Source organism: Microcoleus sp. B7-D4 (genome assembly GCF_036705125.1).
Lineage (GTDB): Bacteria > Cyanobacteriota > Cyanobacteriia > Cyanobacteriales > Microcoleaceae > Microcoleus.
The window spans coordinates 31444-53690 of record NZ_JAUBTT010000028.1; the positions used below are offsets into that span (position 1 = coordinate 31444).

Sequence of the window (22247 nt, forward strand, 5' to 3'; positions counted from 1 at the left end):
CTAACCCCCCAACAGAAGGGAACGAGGTTCACATGACAAGTGCCAAATCAGTGAGGAGCTGGATGAGGCGAAAGTCTCACGTCCAGTTTTGCAAGAGAGTTCGGGGAAGTGATTCCCCGTTCGACTCTAACGAATTGCAGGGTTACGAAGTCCGGCAGTATCTCTTGGCAAAATGGAATCGGCAGTGCGCTTATTGCTCGGTTGAAAATGTACCGTTTGAGATTGAACACATTCAAGCTAAGTCAAGAGGTGGTTCTGACAGAGTTTCCAATTTGACGCTTGCTTGTCACGATTGCAATCAAAAGAAAGGTAATCAGGATGTTCGGGCATTTCTAGCGACTAAACCCGACGTGCTAAACCGCATCCTCAAACAGGCAAAACTACCACTCAAAGATGCTGCAGCAGTCAACTCAACCCGATGGGGGTTGTTCAATGCACTTAAAGAGACGGGATTACCTGTCACTACTGGTACGGGCGGGCAAACTAAGTTCAATCGCAATCGATTAGGGTTGCCCAAATCGCACTGGCTTGATGCTGCGTGTGTAGCTAACTTTGACACACTCGAAGTCTTAACCTCAAAGCCGTTACTGATTACAGCAAAAGGGCATGGGACACGACAGATGTGCGGTACCAATAGGTATGGCTTTCCTACTCGGCACAAATCCAGAGTGCAAATCCACAAAGGGTTTCAGACTGGCGATATTGTCAGTGCAACCGTTACCGCAGGGAAGAAAATCGGCTGCTATGTAGGGCGGGTTCTCTGCGGTGCTTCAGGTAGTTTTGATATCGCAACCAAGTCTGAAAGAGTCGCAGGTATTGGTTATAAATATTGCAGTCCAATTCACAAAAAAGATGGCTATAGCTACGCATTTTGAAGAAAGTAACTTCAAGGCGACTGAAGTCGCTACCGCTTTCCTACCCAAGTCGGTCGCCAGGGGCTTCTCGCTCGTTTTTTGGTGAGAAGTTCGGCGAGCGCGTGCGTCGAGTTGCGCTCAGTCGAACGATTTTAGACTTTAGATCGACCAAAAGCATCCAGGATATAAGCCCCCGGATTCATTCCGAAAGCAGACTCAGGACCGGTGAAATAAACAACCTGTATCCGATGAAACTTGCCCCCGAATTTATCTCGCGCAAGTCAATGCTTCAATTCTAAAATCTAAAATCTAAAATCTAAAATCTAAAATCGATTGACTCTGCAGATGAGTCTGGGGGCTTGAACTAAGGTTTCAACTTTTTTGCTCTCGACAACAGGAGTCGTGGGCAAGTATCCGTCTTTAGGTGAAGTCACGATTTATGCCAAAAAAGAGCGGCTATTTGATGACTGATGATTTTGCTAACTAGCTGATTTCCTTGAGGACTCAGGTGAATGCTGTCTCGATACAAAGTTGGAAATTCGGCCGCACAATTGAAAATGGGAAGAAAATCTATGTAAGTAATTTTCTCTGTTTCTACGAGTTCGGCGAGACGCGCTCTAGCTTTGACTTCCCAGTCGCGAGGGCCTGGGCCGCCGAGTTCGCCCCGCTTGGGCGTGACGGCTAGCAAAAACTCGATGTTGGCGGATACAGCTATTTTATGGATTTGGCGAATAGCCTCTAAGTTGCAGCCTACTACATCGCCGCTTGTGGCTTCGGGTGCTGCCAATTGAGGAGTCGGCACAGCAGGTAGCAGGTAGCGGCTCAATAACTCTAGCGTAGCCGATCGGGGTTTGTGATCCGGGTAAGATCGATCGCGCCCCACAACCAGATCACAAGGAGCCGATGCAAACAAATCGTCCGTATTGAGCAGCAAAACCAAAGCCTTTGCCCCAAAAACACCGAACCGCTTGGCGTAAGCAAGTTGATTCCTCGGCCCCCAAGAATTGGCTGAGGCATTGAGAACTTCAAAATTTAAATAGTTGACTTTTGAACCTAATTGTGCATCGCTCGCCAGATGCTGTACTTGCAGTCTCAAATTCCGAGCCATAATTTCCGAGATCGTATCTGTCTGATGTGTCCACCAACCGCCGTTGGCGACAGAATCTCCCAACAGCAAGACGCGCAGAGTTTCAGGAGGGGCGATCGGGGCGATCGCTCCTGTACGCATCGAATACTCGTTAATCTCAATCCGGTTGCCCAAGCGGCGCACCTTTTGGTTGGGCGCCAACAAATAGCCGCACTCGGCATCGGCAATGTAAATCAAGGGATTGCCAAAACCCAGCAGCACCCGCAGCAGCACTTCGATTGCCGCCCCCAATCCTGCGGTGACAGCCAAAATTATGAGAACAACTTTCACCACTTAACCTCGATAGAGAAGGAAAAACCCCTGCCGACACCAAGGTATAAAAAAGAATGCAACTGCAGTCAAGCTTTCAACCCCGATTGTAGTCAGTCGATTTGAGATTAAAGATTAAAGATTAAAGCATTGACTCCACAGATGAATCTGGGACAGATCCGTGATGTCTAAAATTTTTTGCTGTCGGCGACTTTTGTCTTCTAGCTGTTTATCCGTCTTTGAGTCAGGTAAGTAGTAGGTGGCAATTGCAAAATCTAAAATCTAAAATCTAAAATCTAAAATGGCATGGCTTCGGGCTTTTACCGACCTGACCGCGCGATCGAGTCATCCGAATCGCCCCCGTGGATTTGACGTACTCCCCGGCAGACCAGCGCGGGGATTCTTAAAGGCTGCTTGAGGGTGGGCCGGGGCCACACCCTCAAGCTTTCTTCTTCTTGCTTCCGCGACTCTTAACTAGACCGTTGCCAGTCCCCGTCAGACCGTCTCCACAAGCATTTTCTTTAATAGACCTCTTGCAAAAGTCCTTTTCATAAATTTATTGGACGGGCTCTTCGGCCCATCCCACAAGAAAAAATAACTCTTGTGGGATGGACCGAAGAGCCCGTCCTAGTTATTTTTGCAAGAGGTCTAATGTCCAAGAAGCGTCCCTCCTCAGACAATCCTTGAAAAGCGGATAACTTGAGCTGCTGCTACGTCTCTATGCGTCGTGTAACCACACTCAGGGCATTGGTGGAGTCTTTCTTTAAGCTCCTTTTTACCGAAAAATTGGGTTTAAAGCCCCGTCCTTGGCTTGACGGCTTTCTCTTTAAATACTATAGCTTAAGAAGCGATGCAACGTTTTTTAAGCTATAGTAAATAGAGGAGGTGATGCAAGTGTTTAGTCTGACATACGAATACAAACTCAAACCCACATCAGCCCAAGTTGCCCGATTTGAAGACTGGCTCGAACAATGTCGGCGCGTCTACAACTATGCATTAGCCGAACGCAAAGATTGGTTTAAATCTCGTAGCTGTCAGATAAATGCTTGTTCTCTCCAGTCCGAATACATCATTCCAGCAGAAACCAAACGCCCTACTTATGCCAGTCAATGCAAGACATTAACAGCCTATAGGAAAACTTCTGGCAACCTACAGCGAGTGCAATCTCAAGTTCTACAACAGACGCTTCGTCGGTTAGAACAAGCATTCGTCAGTATGTGGGAGCAAGGACATGGTTTCCCTCGATTCAAGAAGAGTGGAACCATGCGCTCTTTCGTTTTTCCTCAAGTTGGGATAGATGCCGTAAGAGATGGCGCTATCAAGCTACCTGTAATTGGCTGGCTCAAGTTGCGCCAATCGCGTTCTATTCCTGATAGCGCCAAGCTAAAACAGGTTCGGATAGTCAGACGTGCTAGCGGATGGTTTGCCATGTTGACATTGCAGTGGGATGTATCCGTTCCAGATGTCATGCCACATGGCGAAGCGCTTGGAGTAGACGTTGGAATCAGTCACTTTGCTGCGGTTTCTAACGGTAAGTTGTTCCCCAATCCCAGACCTTTCAATTCGCTCGAACGCAAGCTTAGATTACTGCAACAGAGAGTACCCTTGAAAAGTTAAGGGGTCGAATAACCGCAAGAAAGCGCAAGTTAAAGTCAGCAAACTGCACGAACGAATTGCAAATACTCGGAAAAACTACTACTGGCTCGTAGCTCACAATCTCTGCGATTGGGCGGGGATGATATTTGTGGAAGATTTGAAACTTAAAGGTCTAGTGCGAGGCTTCTTAGGGAAGCACTGCTTAGACGCTGGATGGGGACAATTTTTTCAAGTATTAGAGCAGTGCTGTCGCAAACGCGGAGTGTTCTTTCTTAATGTTGACAGCAAGAAAACCAGTCAGATATGTCCTAACTGCTTAGTCGAGACGGGCAAGAAAGCGCTATCCGAGCGTATTCATTCGTGCCAACATTGTGGCTATAGGACGGATAGAGACGTTGCAGCCGCTCAAGTAGTTCTCATTCGAGGACTTGCAGCCGTGGGACACACGGTCAAGATGCTTTCTGAGGGTAAAGCGATTGCGCTCCCGGCGATGAAAGAATCCCCGTCCTTATAGGGCGGGGAGTGTCAAGAGAGTTGATCCAGTCCTTGCGTTCCCGCAAAGCGTAGTTCCAAACCTTGCGACAAACCATTAGAACCCGCTCAATTTCTTGAGCTTGCTCTGCAGTTGGCTTCAATTTGTACTCGTAATTAAGGTTTAACATTGCTCGTTTTCCCTGGATCTACAAAATAGAGTAGGCTTTTGTAGAGTCAACGACAAGCAAAGCAATGCAAGGTAACTTGCAGGCTAAAGCCTGCCTCTAGCTTTCATCCCCGGTCTAAAGACACGGGGTTCTCAGCATATTTGCTATAGAATTCTAGAATATACCGTCAAAATCCGCCGTCAGCCGTCAGTGAACTTGGTGGTTTCAGGAAAATCCGTGGACTTAAAACAAATATTCAAAACGCCGAATCCCATAATCGGTGTCGTACATTTACAGCCTTTGCCAACTTCTCCCCGCTGGGGCGGAAACCTCAAAGCTATTATCGGAAGAGCCGAGCAAGAGGCTACAGCGCTGGCTTCTGGTGGCGCAAACGGTATCATTGTCGAGAACTTTTTCGACGCTCCTTTTGCCAAAGACAGCGTAGATCCGGCTGTGGTAAGTGCCATGACTCTGGTAGTCGAGAGGCTAACAAATCTCGTGACGCTGCCGATCGGCGTTAACGTGCTGCGAAACGACGCCCACAGCGCGATCGCCATCGCCTCCTGCACAGGAGCTCAATTCATCCGCGTCAACGTCCTCAACGGCATCATGGCTACAGACCAAGGCTTAATTGAAGGCCAAGCTCACCAGCTACTGCGCTACCGCCGGGAATTGGGCAGCGATGTCAAAATATTAGCAGACGTGTTAGTCAAGCACGGGCGACCCCTAGGCAGCCCCAACTTGACCACAGCCGTCCAAGAGACGATCGGGCGAGCTTTAGCCGACGCCGTAATCCTTTCCGGCTGGACAACTGGTAGCCCTCCCAATCTCGAAGACTTAGAACTCGCGAGTGCTGCTGCTGCAGGAATTCCAGTTTTCATCGGCAGCGGCGCCTCGTGGGAAAACATTTCCACCCTCATGCAGGCCGCTGACGGCGTAATCGTATCGAGTTCCCTGAAGCGAAACGGCCGCATCGAGCAGCCTATAGATCCGATCCGCGTCAGTCAGTTTGTAGAAGCCGCCCGCCGCAGCTTGTCACAGAAAGATCCCGAACAGGAAAATAGAGATGCTAATGGCTCAAGAGGGCCAACACCGGAACCGGGCAAAGTCACAAGTAAAACGTAAAATAGGAATTGTTGACTGTTGACTCTTGGCAGTAGTCAGTTGGCAGTTGGCAGTAGTCAGTAGTCATCAGTTATCAGTCATCAGTCATTAGTTAACAATTAACAGTCATTAGTCAACAGTCAACAGTCAACAGTCAACAGTCAACAGTCAACAGTCATTAGTCAAGAGTCAACAGTCAACAATTCCCAATTCCCAAATTACCAAATCAAAAAATGATTCGCCGACGTTCAACCCCTTGGATTCATCGCTGGTCTAGGACTGTGATGGCAGCGATCGCAGCCATAGGCGTCGTAGAAACGGCCTATCTCACGATCGCTAAATTCACGAATGGCTCGGTCATTTGTCCCACCAGCGGCTGCGACAAAGTTCTCAACAGTCCCTACGCCACAGTCTTTGGCACAGTGCCTTTAAGTTTGTTAGGCTGTCTGGCTTACCTGAGCATAGCAATCCTGGCATTGGCTCCCAAAGCTGTAAATCCCGCCACCAATAAAGGACTGCACTCTCAACTCGAAAAAAACACTTGGCAAGCGCTATTTATCATCACCGCTGCGATGGTAATTTTCAGCAGCTATTTGATGTATTTGATGGCTTTTGAAATTCAGGATCTGTGCATTTACTGCGTCACTTCTGCCTTATTTGCGCTGTCGCTGTTTGTCCTGGTGCTAGTCGGGCGCGAGTGGGAAGATATCGGACAGTTGGTGTTTACAGGCATTTTGGTGGCAATGGTGAGTTCTATCGGCGCCTTGGGACTTTATAACAGCGTCAAGTCACCTCCTCCTATTGTCTCTACCCCCGGAATTGCACCCCCTGCCGTCACTACCACCTCCGGCCCGGCACAAATTGCTTTGGCCCGCCACCTCCGACAAATCGGCGCTAAAGAGTACGGCGCTTACTGGTGTCCCCACTGCCACGACCAAAAAATGCTGTTCGGCAAAGAAGCAGCCAAAATAATAGATTATTTTGAATGCGATCCCAGGGGACAAAATTCCCGCGCTGAAATTTGCCAAGCTGCTGCGGCGAATGTTAAAGGTTTCCCGACTTGGGAGATTAATGGTCAGTTTTACGCGGGGACACAATCTTTGGATAAACTCGCTGATTTATCGGGTTACACGGGTTCCCGCAACTTTCCAAACTAACAGGAAAGTTTGAGATTATAGATGACAGATTTTAGATTAATGGGCAGGAAATATCCTGGTTTTTAACCTAGTTTATAGGTGGCTCGTGCGGCGAAATTAATCTAAAATCTCGCATCTATAATCAATAAAAAAATAGTAAAAATTAGTGAGAACGAAAAAGTTTAAAACAATTTGTGGGTCTCTAGTATTTAGAGCAGCGAATAAATACTAGAACTTTTACATAAAAATGCAAGAAACCGGGTTTCTGCTTCCAGAGTGATTGTTGAAATGACATATTTTGGTTGCGAGACCCGGTTTCTGCTGTTGCATCCCGATCGCACCGAAAAACCAAAAAATTGGATATTCTAAAATCTAAAATCTAAAATCTAAAATCGACTCGCCCGCACCGAAAAACCAAAAAATTGGATATTCTAAAATCTAAAATCTAAAATCGACTGGCCCCGAAGATGTAAAACCTATAGGTAGTAGTAGTTTAGATGCTCAAAGGGCGAGGCCCAAATCCCCAAAATATGCTAAAAACTATCAAAAAATGGGTCGATCGAGAACGCCGAGTATTGATTACTGCGAGTGCCGTTGCTAGTACGGTGATTGTAATGCGCTGGTTCGGATTTTTGCAGGTGTGGGAATGGGCTGCTTTCGACCACTTTGTGCGCTGGCGGCCGGCCGAACCCATTGACTCGCGCATCGTCATTGTAGAAATTAAGGAAGCTGACTTGCAAAAATACGGCTACCCAATTTCGGATGCTGCCTTGGCCCAATTGCTGCAAAAATTGCACGCTGGCAAGCCGCGGGCGATCGGCCTCGACATTTACCGAGATTTGCCAACTCAACCGGGTAACGCCGAATTGCTCAAAACTTTTAAAACTATTCCCAACTTAATCGGCATTGAGTTGATGCCAGACGAAACTAGGTTAGGAGTTCGCCCGCCTCCGGTACTTGACAAGCTCGATCGAATCGGTTTCAACAACGTTGTTATCGATGCTGACTCAAAAGTGCGGCGAACTTTGCTCTACGCTTGGCCCGGAGACGGCAAAACTCATCAAAGTTTCGCACTCAGACTGGCTTTGCTTTACCTCAAAAGCGAAGGGATTTCCCCTCAACGAGCCAGAGTCAATCCTAAATACTTGCAGTTAGGCAAGGGGGTTTTTCGGCCTTTTCAACCGAATGACGGTGCTTACGTTCGATCGGACAGCCGTGGCTATCAAATTTTGACCAACCTGCGCGGCCCGCGAGGCAGTTTTCGCACTGCATCGATGGGCGATGTGCTTTCTGGCAAAGTACCTGCTGATTTTGTACGATCGCGCATTGTCTTGATCGGCTCCAATGCCCCCAGCCTCAAAGACTTTTACCAAAATTCTTACAGTTCCGGTTGGTTTGGTCCTCCCCAGCAAATACCGGGAGTTGAGCTTCAGGCTCATTTCTTGAGCCAAATTTTGAGTGCAGCCCTGGACGGGCGCGCGGGTATCAATGTCTGGCCAGAGGCTGCGGAGTTGCTGTGGATTTTACTGTGGTCTTGGGCGGGAGCAAATGTGAGTTGGAATTTGCGATCGCTTGGTCGATCGGCTTACTGTTTATTAAGTATCTGTCTAGGTCTGAGTGCCAGTTTATACTTAGCATTTTTAGCAGGTTGGTGGCTACCGTTAATTCCTCCAATCCTCAGTGTTGTGGGTTCTGGTGCTGCTGTTGTGGGTTATCTGGCTCACTTGCAAGAAGAATTAAAACGGTCTAAAGAATTTTTACAATCGCTAATCGATACAATTCCTGACCCCATTTTTGTCAAAGATCGAAATCACCGCTGCGTAGTTTTGAATCAGGCATATTGTCGGTTTATTGGCTATCCTTTAGAAATTTTAACTTGCCGAACCGATTACGATTTATTTCCCCAAGCCGAAGCCGAGATATTTTGGCAGCAAAACGAATTAGTATTTCAAACTCACCAGCCGCGAGAAAATGAAGAATATTTTACTGACGCTCACGGAATTACGCATCTAATTGCGACTAAAAGATCCCTGCATAAAGATGCTGCCGGCAACCTATTTTTAGTCGGAGCAATTAGAGATATTACCGAGCGCCAACTTCGGCAAAATGCCCTAGAACAAAAAAATGCTGAGCTCAGCCACCAAGCTTATCACGATGCTCTTACCGGTTTGCCCAACCGCCAAATGTTCTACGAATGCTTGCATTCCTCTCTAGAAATAGCCTCCAGCAATCAGGAATTGGTAGCTTTACTGTTTTTAGATTTAGATGGATTTAAATCAATCAACGACACTCTCGGACACAATGTGGGCGATTTACTCTTAAAAACAGTTGCCAGTCGGCTCAAAAAATGCTTGCGGGGCAGCGATACCATCTCGCGGTTGGGCGGCGACGAGTTCACAGTCATTTTGCCCGCAATTCCAGGTCGCGAGGAAGCTGCCAAAGTAGCGGAAAAAATTTGCGACGCCATCATGCAGCCTTTTATTTTAGAAGAACATACAGTTTCTGTAACTACAAGTATTGGCATTGGTTTATATCCCATTGACGGTCAAGAGCCAGATATTTTAGTTAAGAATGCCGATGTTGCGATGTATCGTGCTAAGGAACGCGGGAAAAATCAATATCACTTTTATTAATTAAGATTAGTTAAAAACATAATACAACTGTAGGTAAAGTCCCCACCCCGATATTGATAACTCATTTGTAATTATTCAATTTTTTTATTTAAAATCTCAATTATTTCAGACAAAATTTGAGCAATTTTTAGACATCAAACCCTAATTGGGCCGTGAGGGAGATATTATTTCAGGCGTCCCCTGTGCAGATCACTTCAAAAAATAGCTCGCTCCTTAGACTGTAAGCCCTCTAAGCTTTTTGAAACCGTTCCAAAAAATGTCCAAAGTAGTGAAATCTAAAATCACATAATTTAAAAGCCTCTCATCTGTCATCTGTCATTAGATAGATTTAGCAAAAGATAAAACTTATGAGAGCAACTTGCCGTCTCATCTAAATGTTACAAAATATTAAAATAAATCACAACCTGAAACCAAATTCAAGTCGCCAAAAAGCCTTAATATAAAAAAAATTATGTAAACTTACGAAAGTTAATTAAAGTAAATGTAAAGATATCAGTGGAAATACGGAAATTGACAGATATAATAGGTGGTACAGACGTGGATATATTGCGATGATTTGAATAAGGCTGTGAATACTATGCGTACTTTGATTCAGCTCACAAAAACGGCAACCCTGGCTGCCTGCCTGCAAGTGAATATAGTCGGCACCGCAAATGCGGCTCGACTTGCCAGCAACTCAACTAGCAATTTCACAAAAGCCCGTAGCACGGGCGAGATCCCCAGAGTTGGGACAGTTACACCAACCTCTAGGTTGGGAAATCCCCAACAATACGAACCAGACCCGAACGGGAGCCCCAAAAGTGACGGTACGGGAACGCGCTGACCCCAAATTTTCAATCAATTTTCAATCTTCTATTCGCGGAGATTTGTACCAATTGGATTGGTTAATTAAAGTATGGCGGCACCAATTCGGCTCGGTGAGAGGATAGTCCACCCGGTAGTGACCGCCGCGGCTTTCGGTGCGAAACGCAGCACTTTTGACAATTAAATAGCCGATATCCAATAAATTCCCAACTTCTCCCCAATTTCGCAAAATCGAGCTATTCTCCGTCTCAGCAGGGGAAAAATCAATAATTTGTCCGGGCTGTAAATTATCAAGCGTTTGACTCAAAGGCAAGGAAGCAAATTCTTGCCGCCAAATCTCAAGTTGGACGATCGCACTTTCCAAATCCCGCTGTCCTCGGCAAATTCCCGCACTCTGCCACACCAAATTCGGCAATTCGACCCGCAACCTTTCGATCGCCTCAATGTCCTTTTCAGAAATCGATTTTTCCCAAATTTCCCCTGCCTCGAACCGATCGGCGAATGCCTCGGGTCTTCCACCTTCTAGCTGCAAAAGTCCCATCTGCGCCCCAAAAACCAGACATTCCAGCAGCGAATTGCTCGCCAACCGATTAGCGCCGTGTACCCCCGTGCTCGCAGTTTCTCCCACCGCGTACAAACCCGGAATCGAAGTTTGGTTAAACTTGTCAGCGACAATCCCTCCCATCCAGTAATGGGCTGCGGGCGTCACCGGCACCGGTTCGGAAAAAATATCAATTCCCCAATCAGCGCACACTTGAATAATATTCGGAAACCTGTAGCGCAGTCGATCGACCGCAATCGGGCGCAAATCCAGCCAAACATGAGGTTCCCCCGTTTTTTGTAAGTGGCGGAAAATAGCGCGACTGACAACATCCCTAGGGGCGAGTTCCCCGCTGGGGTGAGAGTCAAAAGCAAAGCGATATCCCTTACTGTCAACCAAATGAGCTCCTTCTCCCCGCACCGCTTCGCTAATGAGAAACCGAGGCGCGCCCGCTGTGCTCAGCGCCGTCGGGTGAAACTGCACAAATTCTAAATCTCGCAGCAGCGCCCCGGCGCGCCACGCAATTGCCACCCCGTCCCCGGTACTTACCGACGGATTGGTCGTTTGAGCAAAAACCTGTCCGCCGCCGCCTGTCGCCAGCACCACCGCTTTGGCCTGCAGCCACTTGACTTGTGAACCGCAAATCGAGCTAATGCCCTGACAGCGCCCGGTTTCGTCTAGCCACAGACTCAAAGCAAAGGCAGGAGATACGAGTTGAATGTTTTTGCGGCTCAATACTTTTGCTGTCAGCGTACTGATAACGGCTTTGCCCGTAGTGTCGGCGGCGTGGAGAACTCGGCGGCGGGAGTGGGCGGCTTCTAGGGTGAGGGCTAAATCTGGGCCGGTGCGATCGAATGCAACGCCCATTTTCACCAGGGAGTCAATGCAAGCACCAGCTTCCTCGACTAAAAATTTCACCGCATCTAAATCGCAAAGACCGGCTCCCGCAGCCAGTGTATCCTGAACGTGCAGCGCTGCGGAATCTTCAGGGGCGATCACTGCGGCAATCCCTCCTTGAGCCCAATCGCTGGCAGAAACAGGCAGGGTATTTTTATTGATCAAGCCCACCTGCAAATGTTCTGGCAGGCAAAGTGCCGTGTACAAACCGGCCGCGCCAGCACCTATTACCAATACGTCAAATTTGTCAGTCATAAGTCTGCCGCCAGTCGATTTTAGATTTTAGATTTTAGATTTTAGATTTTAGAATTGAGTCTACAGATGAATCTGGGGACTTGAACTAATGTCAGTCAAGGGATTTTAGATTTTAGATTTTAGATTTTAGATTTTAGATGAATCAGGGGAACCCGCTGATTTCAATCTAGCGAATTTTGGTCGGCTTTTGCCGAATGGTGGTTGAAAGTAAGTCTTGATAAATTAAAGGCAGAAGTCATCAGCCTAAGAGAAAAAAAATCTTTTCTTTCGGCCGTTTGCCTTCTGCCCAATGACTTCTGCCTTCAAATGAGGCCCGCTGCTACCTAGTCGTAGAGACCGTTATTCAACCTGGTGTCTCCTTCAATAAAGACTGATTCGACATCAGTTACGGTGAATTTGTCCAAGTTAGCTTGCAGCACTTTTTTCTGAGCTTCCGTCAAACCTGAAATGTTGAGTACGTCCTCAACTTTTTCGTAAGGAGCGTTCTTAATAATTAGTCCAGCTAAAGTGGGATACAACCCTCGATATTGGCGAAAGTCCCGGACGGCGCTGTTGTTCAAATCAAGTTTTTTGCCGTATTCTGTGGCAAGCTTCTCATCGGCGCGATTGGTTCTAGCCGGAGCTTCAACAGCTAGGAGCGAGGATGATGGCAAGACGATACGGCTTAATGACGCCGCGATCGCGCTTTGGTCTCCAGCCCATGCAAAGCAGCCCAGCACTAAGCCCAATACTGCCAATAGACGACCCAATCGTTTCATGAAGTTTTGTCTCCCAATTTCATACACAGCATTTATGTAGAGACTACCATTTTGCTTATGCAGTTTTTCAGACAAATCCGCAGCAGGCAGATATCTGTTATAAAATTTACCTTTAGGTATTGACAAATCTGAGGATATATGATATAATCGGCTTTTTAAGCATCGCAGGCAAGTTTATCAAAGGCACTCCAAATTAAAAACTCGGACTGCCATTTTAAAGGGTTAATTTTTGCCCTGCACCCAATTTTCTAGCTATCGAGAACTCTTTCCTTTGCTTTTGAGAAAAGCGTTCAAGTCAGCATAAGTACCGCCGTAAGCCACGCTGGGATTCTCGTAACCCTTCAAAGAAACAGTGTGCTGCTCGAAAGCGCCCTGGGCCCCCAATTGCGTCAGGTATTTGTAGGTAGTTTGTCCCACAGCGATATCCTTGCCGAGTTGCTTGGTGCAAGATTCCAGGCGAAATGCTGCGTTTACAGTATCTCCCAAGGCGGTATAGTCCGAGCGGTCGCTGCTGCCAGAATTTCCCACCATTGCATAACCGGTATTGATGCCGGCGCCGACTCGCAAAGGAAAAGGCAGGGGGTAACGGCTGCTGAGTTCGTCTGTTGCCTTGTGCAGTTCGCTCAAAGCTTGGCAAATCCGCATCATTTCCTCGCTGCTGACATCGCTGGTTTTGTGGAACCAGACGGCCATGATGGCATCACCGATGTATTTGTCCACCCAACTGCCGTGTTCGCGAATGATCTGTCCTGCTTTGCGGAACCAATTGCCGATAACTTCCGAGAGGAGGGTTTCGTCTAGCTGCCTAGTCAAAACTGTAAAGTCTCGGATGTCCATTACCATGACGCTAATCAGGCTACGCACCGTCAAAGTCGCCGTAAAATCTTCAGAGTCTGTCTCGTGTATTGGCTCGTGTCGGTGGCCAGCGGTTGGGTTGTAGAAGTCCAATTCGGTTTGACCGAAAATAATCCGATCGCCATTTCTGAGAGTGACAGGAATACTGACCCGCCGCCCGTTGACAAAGGAACCATTGCGGCTGCCCAAGTCGATCAGGTAGAACTCTCCTGTCTCCATTTGCTGTAACATCGCGTGATTACGGGAAATCCAGCGATCTGTCAGTACAAAATTATTGTCATCGCTCCGCCCTACTGTCCAGCAATTGCTGCCGGAGAGCGGCAAGTAGCGATTGCCGCCTTCTGTGCGAAGTACCATATGTGGATTGGGTTGCACTCGTCACAACAGTCCTAGAAACGACACAAAATTAACCGATTTGAGATTTGAGACTTCAGATTTTAGATTTTTTAGTCCATCGTCGATGCACCTAGCCCCTCCAGGAGTGGTCAACCATAAATTCGATCGAGCGAGCGAAGGTATTTATGATTCCATCTACCAAAGCAGCCCGTAAAAACAGACTGTCTACCAAGATTGTACCTGATAATACTGCCTGCCCCGGAGCGAAGACAACTTTTATTTATTTTGATGGGCCAGAAAAAAGAGGGAAAATGGCTCTCTGGCTAGGCGGCTAGCCTGTACACACAAGTCCGAAATCTTTTAACACCATTCCTGAAACCCAAGTTTCGCATGAATCTCAGAAAGGAAGCTTATTTTCCTGAATTTTAAGTTATTGATTCGGCCAAACGAGAAATCAAGATTTTAGGAAACAGCGTTTCTCCAATATGGGTCAGCGAGCAACTTGTCTGTACAGGGTAGAGCTAGGCGGGGGGGTAGGGGGTGTAGCCTGGTATGCAGAGCCAGAGTTCTGTGCACTACTCCCTATGGTCTAGGCTTCCAATTTCAACCGGAACAGCCGATCGTACCGAAGACATCCTTAATAACTGATTCTCTCAGTATTTTTACTTAATAATCCGAGATTGAGCCACCGCCATCAACTCGAAATAACCCATGTGACTGTTGAGGCTGCGGAAGGGGAGTGATAAATTCACCTAAATTGACCTTTTGTTCCTGATGAACATAGTTAGGTCTAGTAAATTATGTAAGCCTATGCCACGACCAAAAGTTGGGTGTCATTGATTACCGCCTTTGCGACCAAAATAAAGACGGTAAAGCACCAGCAATGGCTACCTAATCAATGCTTAAAATCCTACAGAGCGTCGTGAGCTAGGTTCGTAATAACTTATTTATCAAGCTTTGTAATTAGAGCCATCGAAAAATTCTGCCTTCATAAGTTAGTAGAATCCCAAGTAAGGCAAACACCAAACGCTATTGCTGCTATTTTTAAAACCGAGCAAATAACTTATCAAGAATTAAATAATAAAGCCAATCAATTAGCACATTGTCTGAACAGCTTAGGGGTTAATTCAGAGACGCTTATTGGAGTATGCGTTTCAGTAATACGATTTGTTTGATAATCAAGGGCTTGATTCAATTAGGGTATGGCCCTGAATTAGATATCAAGATGAGTCTCGCTCCTGTGGATTATATAGTTCAGGCGATTCGGTATTTATCGCATCAACCCGAGTCTCTTAACAAGACATTTCATGTATTAAGCCCCCATGTATTATCGATGAACCAACTTATCTTGAATCTTAACACCCTTGGTTATGCCCTCCCTTCTATTCCTTACCCGCAGTGGCAGGCAAAACTACTCAATATGTCTCCCGATAATGCTTTAACTCCGATGGCTTCTCTCTTTGTCAAAAAAATATCTAATAGCCCAAAAACTTTTATCGAGACAACATCTTTTGTCTGTCAAAAGTTTGATGACCGCAACACTCAAGATGGACTTGTCGGTACTGATATTCTCTGTCCTCCCATTAATGATTCCGTATTAAAGGCTTATTTATCCTATTTCCATCGTCAAGGTTTTTTGTGATATAGTAAAACTAAATGATTTGTCCCACTCTTGTAGGGTAGTGATCCGTGCGTAGCCCATCGATCGGGTTAACTACAGGGGAATTACCCTACCAAAACTTACAGAATTAATTGAAAAATGCTATATAATAGTTATTTTACCTGGTTTAATTTTTGGTTATGTAGAGGATAATAATGAAGAGAAATTGGCTCGCGAACTTAAAATTGTCTGACTCTCTCCTCTCCCCAACTCGCCACAACAGAAATAGACCCCCAGAGTCGCTGACCAAACAAACACTCTTGAAGATAGCCTTGGGTATGGGGATGGTTGTTATCGCCTCCACAGCTATTAGCTATTTTCAAATAATCTCACGGATTACTGCTAATTCACTCACGCAGTTAGAGCAATACATGGAATTACGATCCAAACGCGAAAGAGCAATATTTACCTTAGCGGAAGACAACCATAAGTTGCTCAAACAAGCTTTATTAGAGCAACTAAAAGCAGAAGCAAATCGCGATCCTCAAGCTGAATTCGATGAAAACTTTGTCAGATATCCAGATGGCTCAATTCGGAATCGCCCTGAACTATTTCAAAAAGAAAAAACTGCGGGATTATTCTTAGGAAAAAATGTCATTTTTGATACTGAAATGCAGCGACGAATAGTTGCTTTCTATAAAACAATAAATGCTTATGGCCCAGCATGGCGCAATCGCTTAGCTAACACCTATACGCAAATTCCTGAGAATGGTATTATCATATATATGCACCAGTATCCCTGGGTCCTCAAAGCACCTTCTAATGAATCTTTCCGCGTCACAGATGATGAGTCATTCCAAATTACCCGCCCTATCTATAATCCAGAACGCAAAACAGTCTGGACAGGCATTTATTACGACCAAGTAGCTGTAGCTTGGATGGCATCCTGTGTGACACCATTAGATGTAGATGGCAAGCATATTGCTACAATCGGGCATGATATTTTAATAGATGATTTGCAGAAACGGACTATTAATGAAGGACTCAAAGGCACATACAACATGATTTTTCGAGCCGATGGGCGGCTAGTAGCTCACCCAGAACTTATGCAAAGTATTCAAAAAGGAAATGGACAATTCTCCATCGCCCAATCTGGAGATGCTCATCTGCGACGAATTTATGATTTAGTCACCAGTCATAAACAGGAAAATATGATTATTGACAATCCTGACTATGATGAATACTTGGGTATTACTAGAATTGATGAGCCAAATTGGTACTTAGTCACAGTTTTCCCCAAATCTCTGCTAACCCAAGAAGCCTTAGCTACTGCTCGCATGATTCTAGTGCTAGGGCTCAGTGCATTACTGATTGAAATTATTATTGTGTTCTTAATTTTACGTCGAGAAATTTCTACACCACTCAATAAATTAATGGCTGCAACGGAGAGTATTGCTGCGGGAAATCTTGATGTTCAAGTTAATGTAAACCGCCAAAATGAATTGGGTCGTTTGGGATATTTATTTAACAAAATGGCTCAGCAAGTCCGCGAATCTTTTGCCGCGCTTGCGAAAACTAATGAGGAATTGGAACTGCGAGTTGAAGATAGAACTGTAGAGCTTAAACAAGCGAAAGAAGTTGCCGATACAGCTAACCGTGCTAAGAGCGAGTTTCTGGCTAATATGAGCCACGAACTGCGGACACCTCTCAATGGTATCTTAGGATATGCCCAAATTCTCCAGCGCTCGAAACACATAGTTGAGTCAGATCAAAAAGGAATTAATATTATTAACCAATGTGGATCTCACCTACTGACTCTGATTAACGATATCCTTGATTTTTCTAAAATCGAGGCCCGAAAAATGGAAATATATCCTACAGATTTTCATTTTCCCGCTTTTCTGCAAGCAGTCGTTGAAATTTGTCGAATTAGGGCAGATCAAAAGGGAATTGATTTTATCTATACCATCGAAGGTCAACTCCCAGTTTGCATTTTTGCGGATGAAAAACGCTTGCGACAGGTATTGATTAACTTATTAGGCAATGCTATTAAGTTTACGGCTCAAGGTAGCGTGCAATTTATAATTAAATCAAAACTCTTGGAAGATGAGGTCAGGGAACGACCTTTATATCGAGTTATGTTTCAAGTGGAAGATACTGGAATTGGGATAGCGAGCGATCATGTTAAAAATATCTTTTTGCCCTTTGAGCAGTCTGGTAATATGAAGAAGCAATCAGAAGGGACTGGACTAGGATTAGCTATCAGCAAAAACATTGTTGATATGATGGGCAGTACCTTGGAAGTTGAAAGTGAATTAGGCAAAGGTAGTGTTTTCTGGTTTGAGATAGATTTACCCGAAGCTAAGGAATGGGCAAAAAATTCTAAAACTTCAGAGCAGGGCGTTATTATTGGTTTTAAGGGCGATAAGCCCAAAGTTATAGTAGTAGATGACCGTTGGGAAAACCGTTCTGTTATTGTCAATTTACTCAGCCCTATTGGATTTATACTTTATGAGGCTGAAAATGGCCAGGAAGGACTTGATAAAATTGCTGAGGTTCAACCAAATCTGGTGATTACTGATATTGTTATGCCGATTATGGATGGCTATGAAATGGTTAAAACTTTGCGAAAATTACCATCATTTGCTAATTTATCAGTGATCGTGTCTTCAGCCAGTGTATTCGAGTCCGATCTGCAAAAAAGTATAGAGATTGGAGCTAATGAATTTTTGCCCAAACCTATCGAAGCTCATAGCCTGTTAAATACGATCAAATCCCTCCTGAAATTAGAATGGATATATGAAGAGAAATTACAACCGCCAAGCACAAGAGAATTGACCAAAGAAGTGGTTGAGATTGTGCCACCTTCGCATGAGGACTTGCTAATATTGTATAATCTTAGTCGTAAGGGATTGATTAACGATTTACTACAAGAGTTGACGAGGATTGAACTGATAGACAAGCAGTTTATCCCTTTTATTCAACATCTGCGCGAATTTGCTAAAGCTTTCAAGCTAAAACAGGTGCGAACTTACATAGAGCAATACCTAAATACTCCCTAGCCCCAAAAAAGTTGTAAATTTATGTATCCCATCCCCAGTAAGTTATGTATGACTGAAAACTCAGAAAATCAATCTATTTTGATTGTAGATGATAATCCCAATAACCTAGAAGTTCTAGCCCACATATTGACCGACGTGGGTTATCAAGTTTCCGTTGCTCTTGATGGTGAAACTGCGATTGAACAAGTAGAATATCATCCGCCCGAACTAATTTTATTAGATATAATGATGCCGCCCGGTATTGATGGCTTTGAGACTTGCCGGCGATTGAAAGCCAATCCCTTAACCTGCGAAATTCCCATAATATTTTTAAGTGCTTTATCGGATTCACATAATAAAGTCAATGGATTATCTGTAGGAGCCGTAGATTATATTTCTAAGCCTTTCCAAAGTGAAGAAGTTTTAGCGAGGATTAGAATTCATTTAAAATTATATCATCTAACTAAAAAACTCGAACAACAGAAGCAACTGCTAGAAGAAAAAGTGGAATTACGCACTGTAGAATTATTAGCAGCTAAAGAAGCAGCCGAAGCAGCCAACATTGCCAAAAGCCAGTTTCTCGCTAACATGAGCCATGAGCTCCGCACCCCTCTCAATGCGATTATTGGCTATAGCGAAATGTTGCAAGAAGAAGCCGAAGATTTAGATCAAAAATTTTTTATCCCTGACCTGAAAAAAATCAACGGTGCAGGCACACATTTACTTGGACTAATTAACGACATTCTTGACTTGTCGAAAATTGAATCGGGGAAGGTTGAAATTTACTTAGAAACCGTTGATATCTCAGATTTAATTAGGGAAGTCATCACCATGATTAAGCCACTGGTGGAGAAGAATGCTAATGTATTGGTAGTTAACTGTGAACCCAATTTGGGAGATATGAAGACCGACTTAACTAAGGTACGTCAGAGCTTATTTAATCTGCTTAGTAATGCCAGCAAATTTACAAAAAAAGGCATAATTACTATTAAGGTAGAAAAAAGATATAGAAAATCTGGAATAGCCGATGGAGAAGAACAGAAATCAGCCATTCCCTATATTTTATTTAAGATAAGTGATACTGGCGTTGGCATAGCTCCAGAACGAATGGAAAAACTGTTTCAACCATTCACCCAGGCTGATCCTTCAACTACACGAGAGTATGGGGGGACTGGATTAGGATTAGCAATTACTAGAAATTTGTCTCGGATTATGGGTGGAGATACGTTGGTTGAAAGCGAGGTGGGTAAGGGTTCTACTTTTACTCTTATACTGCCTGCAGAAGTGATACTCCCAAAGTAAAACCAGTGAGCATAATTGCACTGTAAAAAACTATTTTTAGAAAAGTGCCTATTTTACATCGCCATTCTTATGACGAGCAGCGATTTTTAAGAAATCGGGCAAAACAGCAAGAAGCTGTGGCGTGTCAAAGTTTATTCCAGCAGAAACGTTTTGAATAATATTAATAATTTTTTAGCAGACCCCGAATCGGACTGATTAAGTTCTGTTGTTCTGAGATTAAGTGGTGGTAAGGAGCCGAGGGAACCACTAAGAGTAAAAATCCTCTATGCTAGAGTAAGCTGCTAAATGGCCTATATCTCGCTTTTGACCGAAAGCATCCAGGATACAAGCCCCCGGATTCATTCCGAAAGCAGACTCAGGACCCAGAAATAAAAAATCTGTATCCGATGAAACTTGCCCCCCGAATTTCTCCGTGGGGTTAATGCTTCAATTCTAAAATCTAAAATCTAAAATCTAAAATCTAAAATCGATTGACGGCTTGGTTGTGGCAATCGTTGCGACATTTATGATGATTTATCAAATTTTTAAAACGAATTTTATTTATTGTTACCGTCTTGTGATAGCTGAGAGATTGGTTATTTCTTGCCTGTCTAACTCGTTTTCCAGCTAGGAGTCAAGACCGCAAACAGGACGGCAAAAAATAACCCTGGCTTTCATTCCACCGCTAAGATGAGTACAGTTATAGCGGGGGACTTCCCGCCGAGTAAGTTAAATTGGAAGAGAATTGTATGTTGTCGAAAAGAATTTTACCTTGTCTGGATGTGAAAGCCGGTCGCGTGGTCAAAGGTGTCAATTTTGTCAATCTTCAGGATGCTGGCGATCCAGTAGAAATGGCTCAGGTTTACAATGATGCGGGTGCTGATGAGTTGGTGTTTCTGGACATTACGGCGACTCACGAAGACCGGAATATTATGATCGATGTGGTGTACCGCACGGCCGATCGAGTATTTATCCCTTTGACGGTGGGCGGCGGCATCCAATCCTTAGACACCATTAAAAGTTTGTTGAGGGCGGGCGCGGATAAGGTGAGTATTAATTCGGCGGCGGTGCGCGATCCGAGTTTAATTGACAAAGCGAGCGATCGATTTGGTAATCAGTGCATTGTAGTGGCGATCGACGCTCGCAAACGGCAAGACGCAGATAATCCTGGTTGGGACGTGTACGTGCGCGGAGGGCGAGAAAATACCGGCAAAGATGCGATCGCCTGGGCCAAAGAAGCCGAACAGCGCGGCGCCGGCGAAATTCTGGTGACAAGCATGGACTCGGACGGCACTCAAGCCGGTTACGATTTGGCATTAACCCGAAGCATTGCCGAAATTGTCGAAATTCCCGTCATTGCTTCCGGCGGCGCCGGCAACTGTCACCACATCTACGAAGCCGTGACTGAGGGCAAAGCAGAAGCTGCACTGCTGGCTTCCCTGCTGCATTACGGGCAACTCAGTGTAGGAGAAATTAAAACTTATCTAGCAAAATGTCAAGTTCCCGTGCGACAGCAGCAGCCATTAGTCATTAGTCATTAGTCATTAGTCATTAGTCATTAGTCATTAGTCAGTGGATAGTCGGGCGCATCTTAATATCTTGCAACATTTTCAACAAATCGCTCTGCGGGTTGACTCAAGCGCCCTCTCACATTGCAAACAGGCTAAATAAACCCGCCGCCACCCCACGATCAAACCAGTTACTGAGATTTATACCGCTATGTGAGGCGCATCCGAAGGCACTTATGTAGAATTTTTTTGATTCTACACAAGTGCCTTTTACATAAATTTCTTGGGGCGACCCACGCCCGTCATCTAGAAATATTCCCTGAGAAGGATTTCAACTACCAGCTTTTTCAGCTAAATATTATATGTTAGCTCAATTTGAAAAAAAGCAACGGTTGCTTTTATCAAACTTGAGTAAAAGATTGTGCAGAATTTGAGTGAGCTTCAGCCTGTTAACAATCTCAGCAATTAAAAATTGTAAAAACGGAGAAATTGTGTATGTCTTTTATCAGCTTTAACCTCCCTGCCAAGCGTTTAGTTCGCACTTTAATAGCTGTTTGTTTTTGTGCCTTGATGTTTGTGTCTAATGCTTTCCCGGCTTTTGCCATTACCAGCAGCCCCACCAAAGGTGAAGACCAACTTTTGGGTATCGAAAAAGAATCTCAAGAAGTTGTCCTGAAAAAACCGATGTCCTTGGAAGAAACTCAAGAAAAAGCCAGCAAAGGGCCCAACGAAGTTCAGGGAGACGCTGACATTGAAAAAATGAAAAATCCTTCCAATACACAAGCTACATCCTTTGAGCAACAAGTCAAAAAAGCTGTCAGCAAAGTTAAAGACTAACTCAGCGCGCAGTAGTCAGCGGACAGTTGTTAGTAGAAAAGATTAGGGACACGGCGCGGTGCGGTGTCCCTAGAATTTTTTTTGTAGAGACACCGCACCACGCCACCTCCTTTGAAAGGCCGTATCCAATCTAAATTTAGCTTTAGTTTTCAGACTTGCTCTTAGGAATGAGAA

General features: G+C 45.0%; 16 protein-coding genes and 3 pseudogenes. 13 read left to right on the top strand and 6 right to left on the bottom strand.

From position 1 onward, the window contains the following. Window positions 1-131: 131 nt before the first annotated feature. Window positions 132-875, top strand: a pseudogene (gene iscB / locus QUB12_RS13480) (RNA-guided endonuclease IscB); the annotation flags it as partial. 409 nt (window positions 876-1284) lie between these two features. On the opposite strand, the gene QUB12_RS13485 reads toward iscB, so the two are convergent. After that, complete coding sequence (locus tag QUB12_RS13485) at window positions 1285-2271, bottom strand: GDSL-type esterase/lipase family protein (protein ID WP_333144014.1); 987 nt, start codon at window positions 2269-2271, stop codon at window positions 1285-1287. Between the two features lie 651 nt (window positions 2272-2922). Further along, a pseudogene (locus QUB12_RS13490) lies at window positions 2923-3030 on the bottom strand (zinc ribbon domain-containing protein); the annotation flags it as partial. A gap of 114 nt (window positions 3031-3144) precedes the next feature. Here QUB12_RS13490 and QUB12_RS13495 point away from each other — a divergent pair. Continuing rightward, the gene (locus tag QUB12_RS13495) at window positions 3145-3867 is read left to right on the top strand and encodes a transposase (RefSeq protein WP_333144015.1); all 723 of its coding nucleotides are present in this window, start codon (window positions 3145-3147) and stop codon (window positions 3865-3867) included. Window positions 3868-3910: 43 nt separating this feature from the next. Then, window positions 3911-4360 (top strand): transposase, encoded by a 450-nt coding sequence (locus tag QUB12_RS13500; protein ID WP_333144028.1) that lies wholly within the window; start codon window positions 3911-3913, stop codon window positions 4358-4360. Between the two features lie 16 nt (window positions 4361-4376). Here the strand turns inward: QUB12_RS13500 and QUB12_RS13505 are convergent. Further along, window positions 4377-4508: pseudogene (locus QUB12_RS13505) on the bottom strand (helix-turn-helix domain-containing protein); the annotation flags it as partial. A gap of 216 nt (window positions 4509-4724) precedes the next feature. On the opposite strand from QUB12_RS13505, the gene btpA reads away from it, so the two are divergent. From btpA to QUB12_RS13525, 4 genes are all read left to right on the top strand, one after another. Continuing rightward, the gene (btpA, locus tag QUB12_RS13510) at window positions 4725-5612 is read left to right on the top strand and encodes a photosystem I biogenesis protein BtpA (RefSeq protein WP_333104508.1); all 888 of its coding nucleotides are present in this window, start codon (window positions 4725-4727) and stop codon (window positions 5610-5612) included. A 212-nt stretch (window positions 5613-5824) separates the two neighbouring features. Further along, window positions 5825-6748: a vitamin K epoxide reductase family protein gene (locus QUB12_RS13515; protein ID WP_333144016.1), complete on the top strand. Its 924-nt coding sequence runs from the start codon at window positions 5825-5827 to the stop codon at window positions 6746-6748. Between the two features lie 476 nt (window positions 6749-7224). After that, entirely contained in the window at window positions 7225-9360 is a 2136-nt protein-coding gene (locus tag QUB12_RS13520) for a CHASE2 domain-containing protein (protein WP_445300666.1), read from the top strand. A gap of 568 nt (window positions 9361-9928) precedes the next feature. Then, complete coding sequence (locus QUB12_RS13525; RefSeq protein ID WP_333287790.1) at window positions 9929-10183, top strand: hypothetical protein; 255 nt, start codon at window positions 9929-9931, stop codon at window positions 10181-10183. 21 nt (window positions 10184-10204) lie between these two features. Here the strand turns inward: QUB12_RS13525 and nadB are convergent, their stop codons facing one another. From nadB to QUB12_RS13540, 3 genes are all read right to left on the bottom strand, one after another. Then, complete coding sequence (gene nadB, locus QUB12_RS13530; protein WP_333307129.1) at window positions 10205-11857, bottom strand: L-aspartate oxidase; 1653 nt, start codon at window positions 11855-11857, stop codon at window positions 10205-10207. 323 nt (window positions 11858-12180) lie between these two features. Next, window positions 12181-12615 carry a photosystem II complex extrinsic protein PsbU gene (gene psbU, locus QUB12_RS13535; protein WP_333144020.1) on the bottom strand — a complete coding sequence of 145 codons (435 nt, stop codon included), beginning with the start codon at window positions 12613-12615 and terminating at the stop codon, window positions 12181-12183. 252 nt (window positions 12616-12867) lie between these two features. Then, entirely contained in the window at window positions 12868-13827 is a 960-nt protein-coding gene (locus tag QUB12_RS13540; protein WP_333144021.1) for an adenylate/guanylate cyclase domain-containing protein, read from the bottom strand. Window positions 13828-14777: 950 nt separating this feature from the next. Between QUB12_RS13540 and QUB12_RS37595 the strand changes: the two genes are divergently transcribed. The 6 genes from QUB12_RS37595 (at window position 14778) to QUB12_RS13565 (ending at window position 22073) form a co-directional block, all read left to right on the top strand. Beyond that, window positions 14778-14981, top strand: a complete 204-nt coding sequence (locus tag QUB12_RS37595) for an AMP-binding protein (protein WP_445252126.1) — start codon at window positions 14778-14780, stop codon at window positions 14979-14981. A 158-nt stretch (window positions 14982-15139) separates the two neighbouring features. Beyond that, window positions 15140-15448 carry a hypothetical protein gene (locus QUB12_RS13545; protein ID WP_333144023.1) on the top strand — a complete coding sequence of 103 codons (309 nt, stop codon included), beginning with the start codon at window positions 15140-15142 and terminating at the stop codon, window positions 15446-15448. Between the two features lie 203 nt (window positions 15449-15651). Continuing rightward, the gene (locus QUB12_RS13550) at window positions 15652-18468 is read left to right on the top strand and encodes an ATP-binding protein (RefSeq protein ID WP_333307131.1); all 2817 of its coding nucleotides are present in this window, start codon (window positions 15652-15654) and stop codon (window positions 18466-18468) included. A gap of 48 nt (window positions 18469-18516) precedes the next feature. After that, complete coding sequence (locus QUB12_RS13555) at window positions 18517-19749, top strand: response regulator (protein ID WP_333144025.1); 1233 nt, start codon at window positions 18517-18519, stop codon at window positions 19747-19749. A gap of 728 nt (window positions 19750-20477) precedes the next feature. Next, the gene (gene hisF / locus QUB12_RS13560; RefSeq protein WP_333144026.1) at window positions 20478-21269 is read left to right on the top strand and encodes an imidazole glycerol phosphate synthase subunit HisF; all 792 of its coding nucleotides are present in this window, start codon (window positions 20478-20480) and stop codon (window positions 21267-21269) included. A gap of 462 nt (window positions 21270-21731) precedes the next feature. Continuing rightward, on the top strand, window positions 21732-22073 hold the full coding sequence (locus tag QUB12_RS13565; protein ID WP_333144027.1) for a low temperature-induced protein: 342 nt from the start codon (window positions 21732-21734) through the stop codon (window positions 22071-22073). Window positions 22074-22247 lie beyond the last annotated feature (174 nt).

Bases quoted from the DNA above. Each gene is read 5' to 3' on its own strand.
- QUB12_RS13540 (WP_333144021.1), bottom strand. From the start codon at position 13,827: ATGGTACTTCGCACAGAAGGCGGCAATCGCTACTTGCCGCTCTCCGGC.
- QUB12_RS13545 (WP_333144023.1), top strand. From the start codon at position 15,140: ATGAACCAACTTATCTTGAATCTTAACACCCTTGGTTATGCCCTCCCT.
- QUB12_RS13555 (WP_333144025.1), top strand. From the start codon at position 18,517: ATGACTGAAAACTCAGAAAATCAATCTATTTTGATTGTAGATGATAAT.
- hisF (WP_333144026.1), top strand. From the start codon at position 20,478: ATGTTGTCGAAAAGAATTTTACCTTGTCTGGATGTGAAAGCCGGTCGC.
- nadB (WP_333307129.1), bottom strand. From the start codon at position 11,857: ATGACTGACAAATTTGACGTATTGGTAATAGGTGCTGGCGCGGCCGGT.
- QUB12_RS13565 (WP_333144027.1), top strand. From the start codon at position 21,732: ATGTCTTTTATCAGCTTTAACCTCCCTGCCAAGCGTTTAGTTCGCACT.
- psbU (WP_333144020.1), bottom strand. From the start codon at position 12,615: ATGAAACGATTGGGTCGTCTATTGGCAGTATTGGGCTTAGTGCTGGGC.
- QUB12_RS13515 (WP_333144016.1), top strand. From the start codon at position 5,825: ATGATTCGCCGACGTTCAACCCCTTGGATTCATCGCTGGTCTAGGACT.
- QUB12_RS13520 (WP_445300666.1), top strand. From the start codon at position 7,225: ATGCTCAAAGGGCGAGGCCCAAATCCCCAAAATATGCTAAAAACTATC.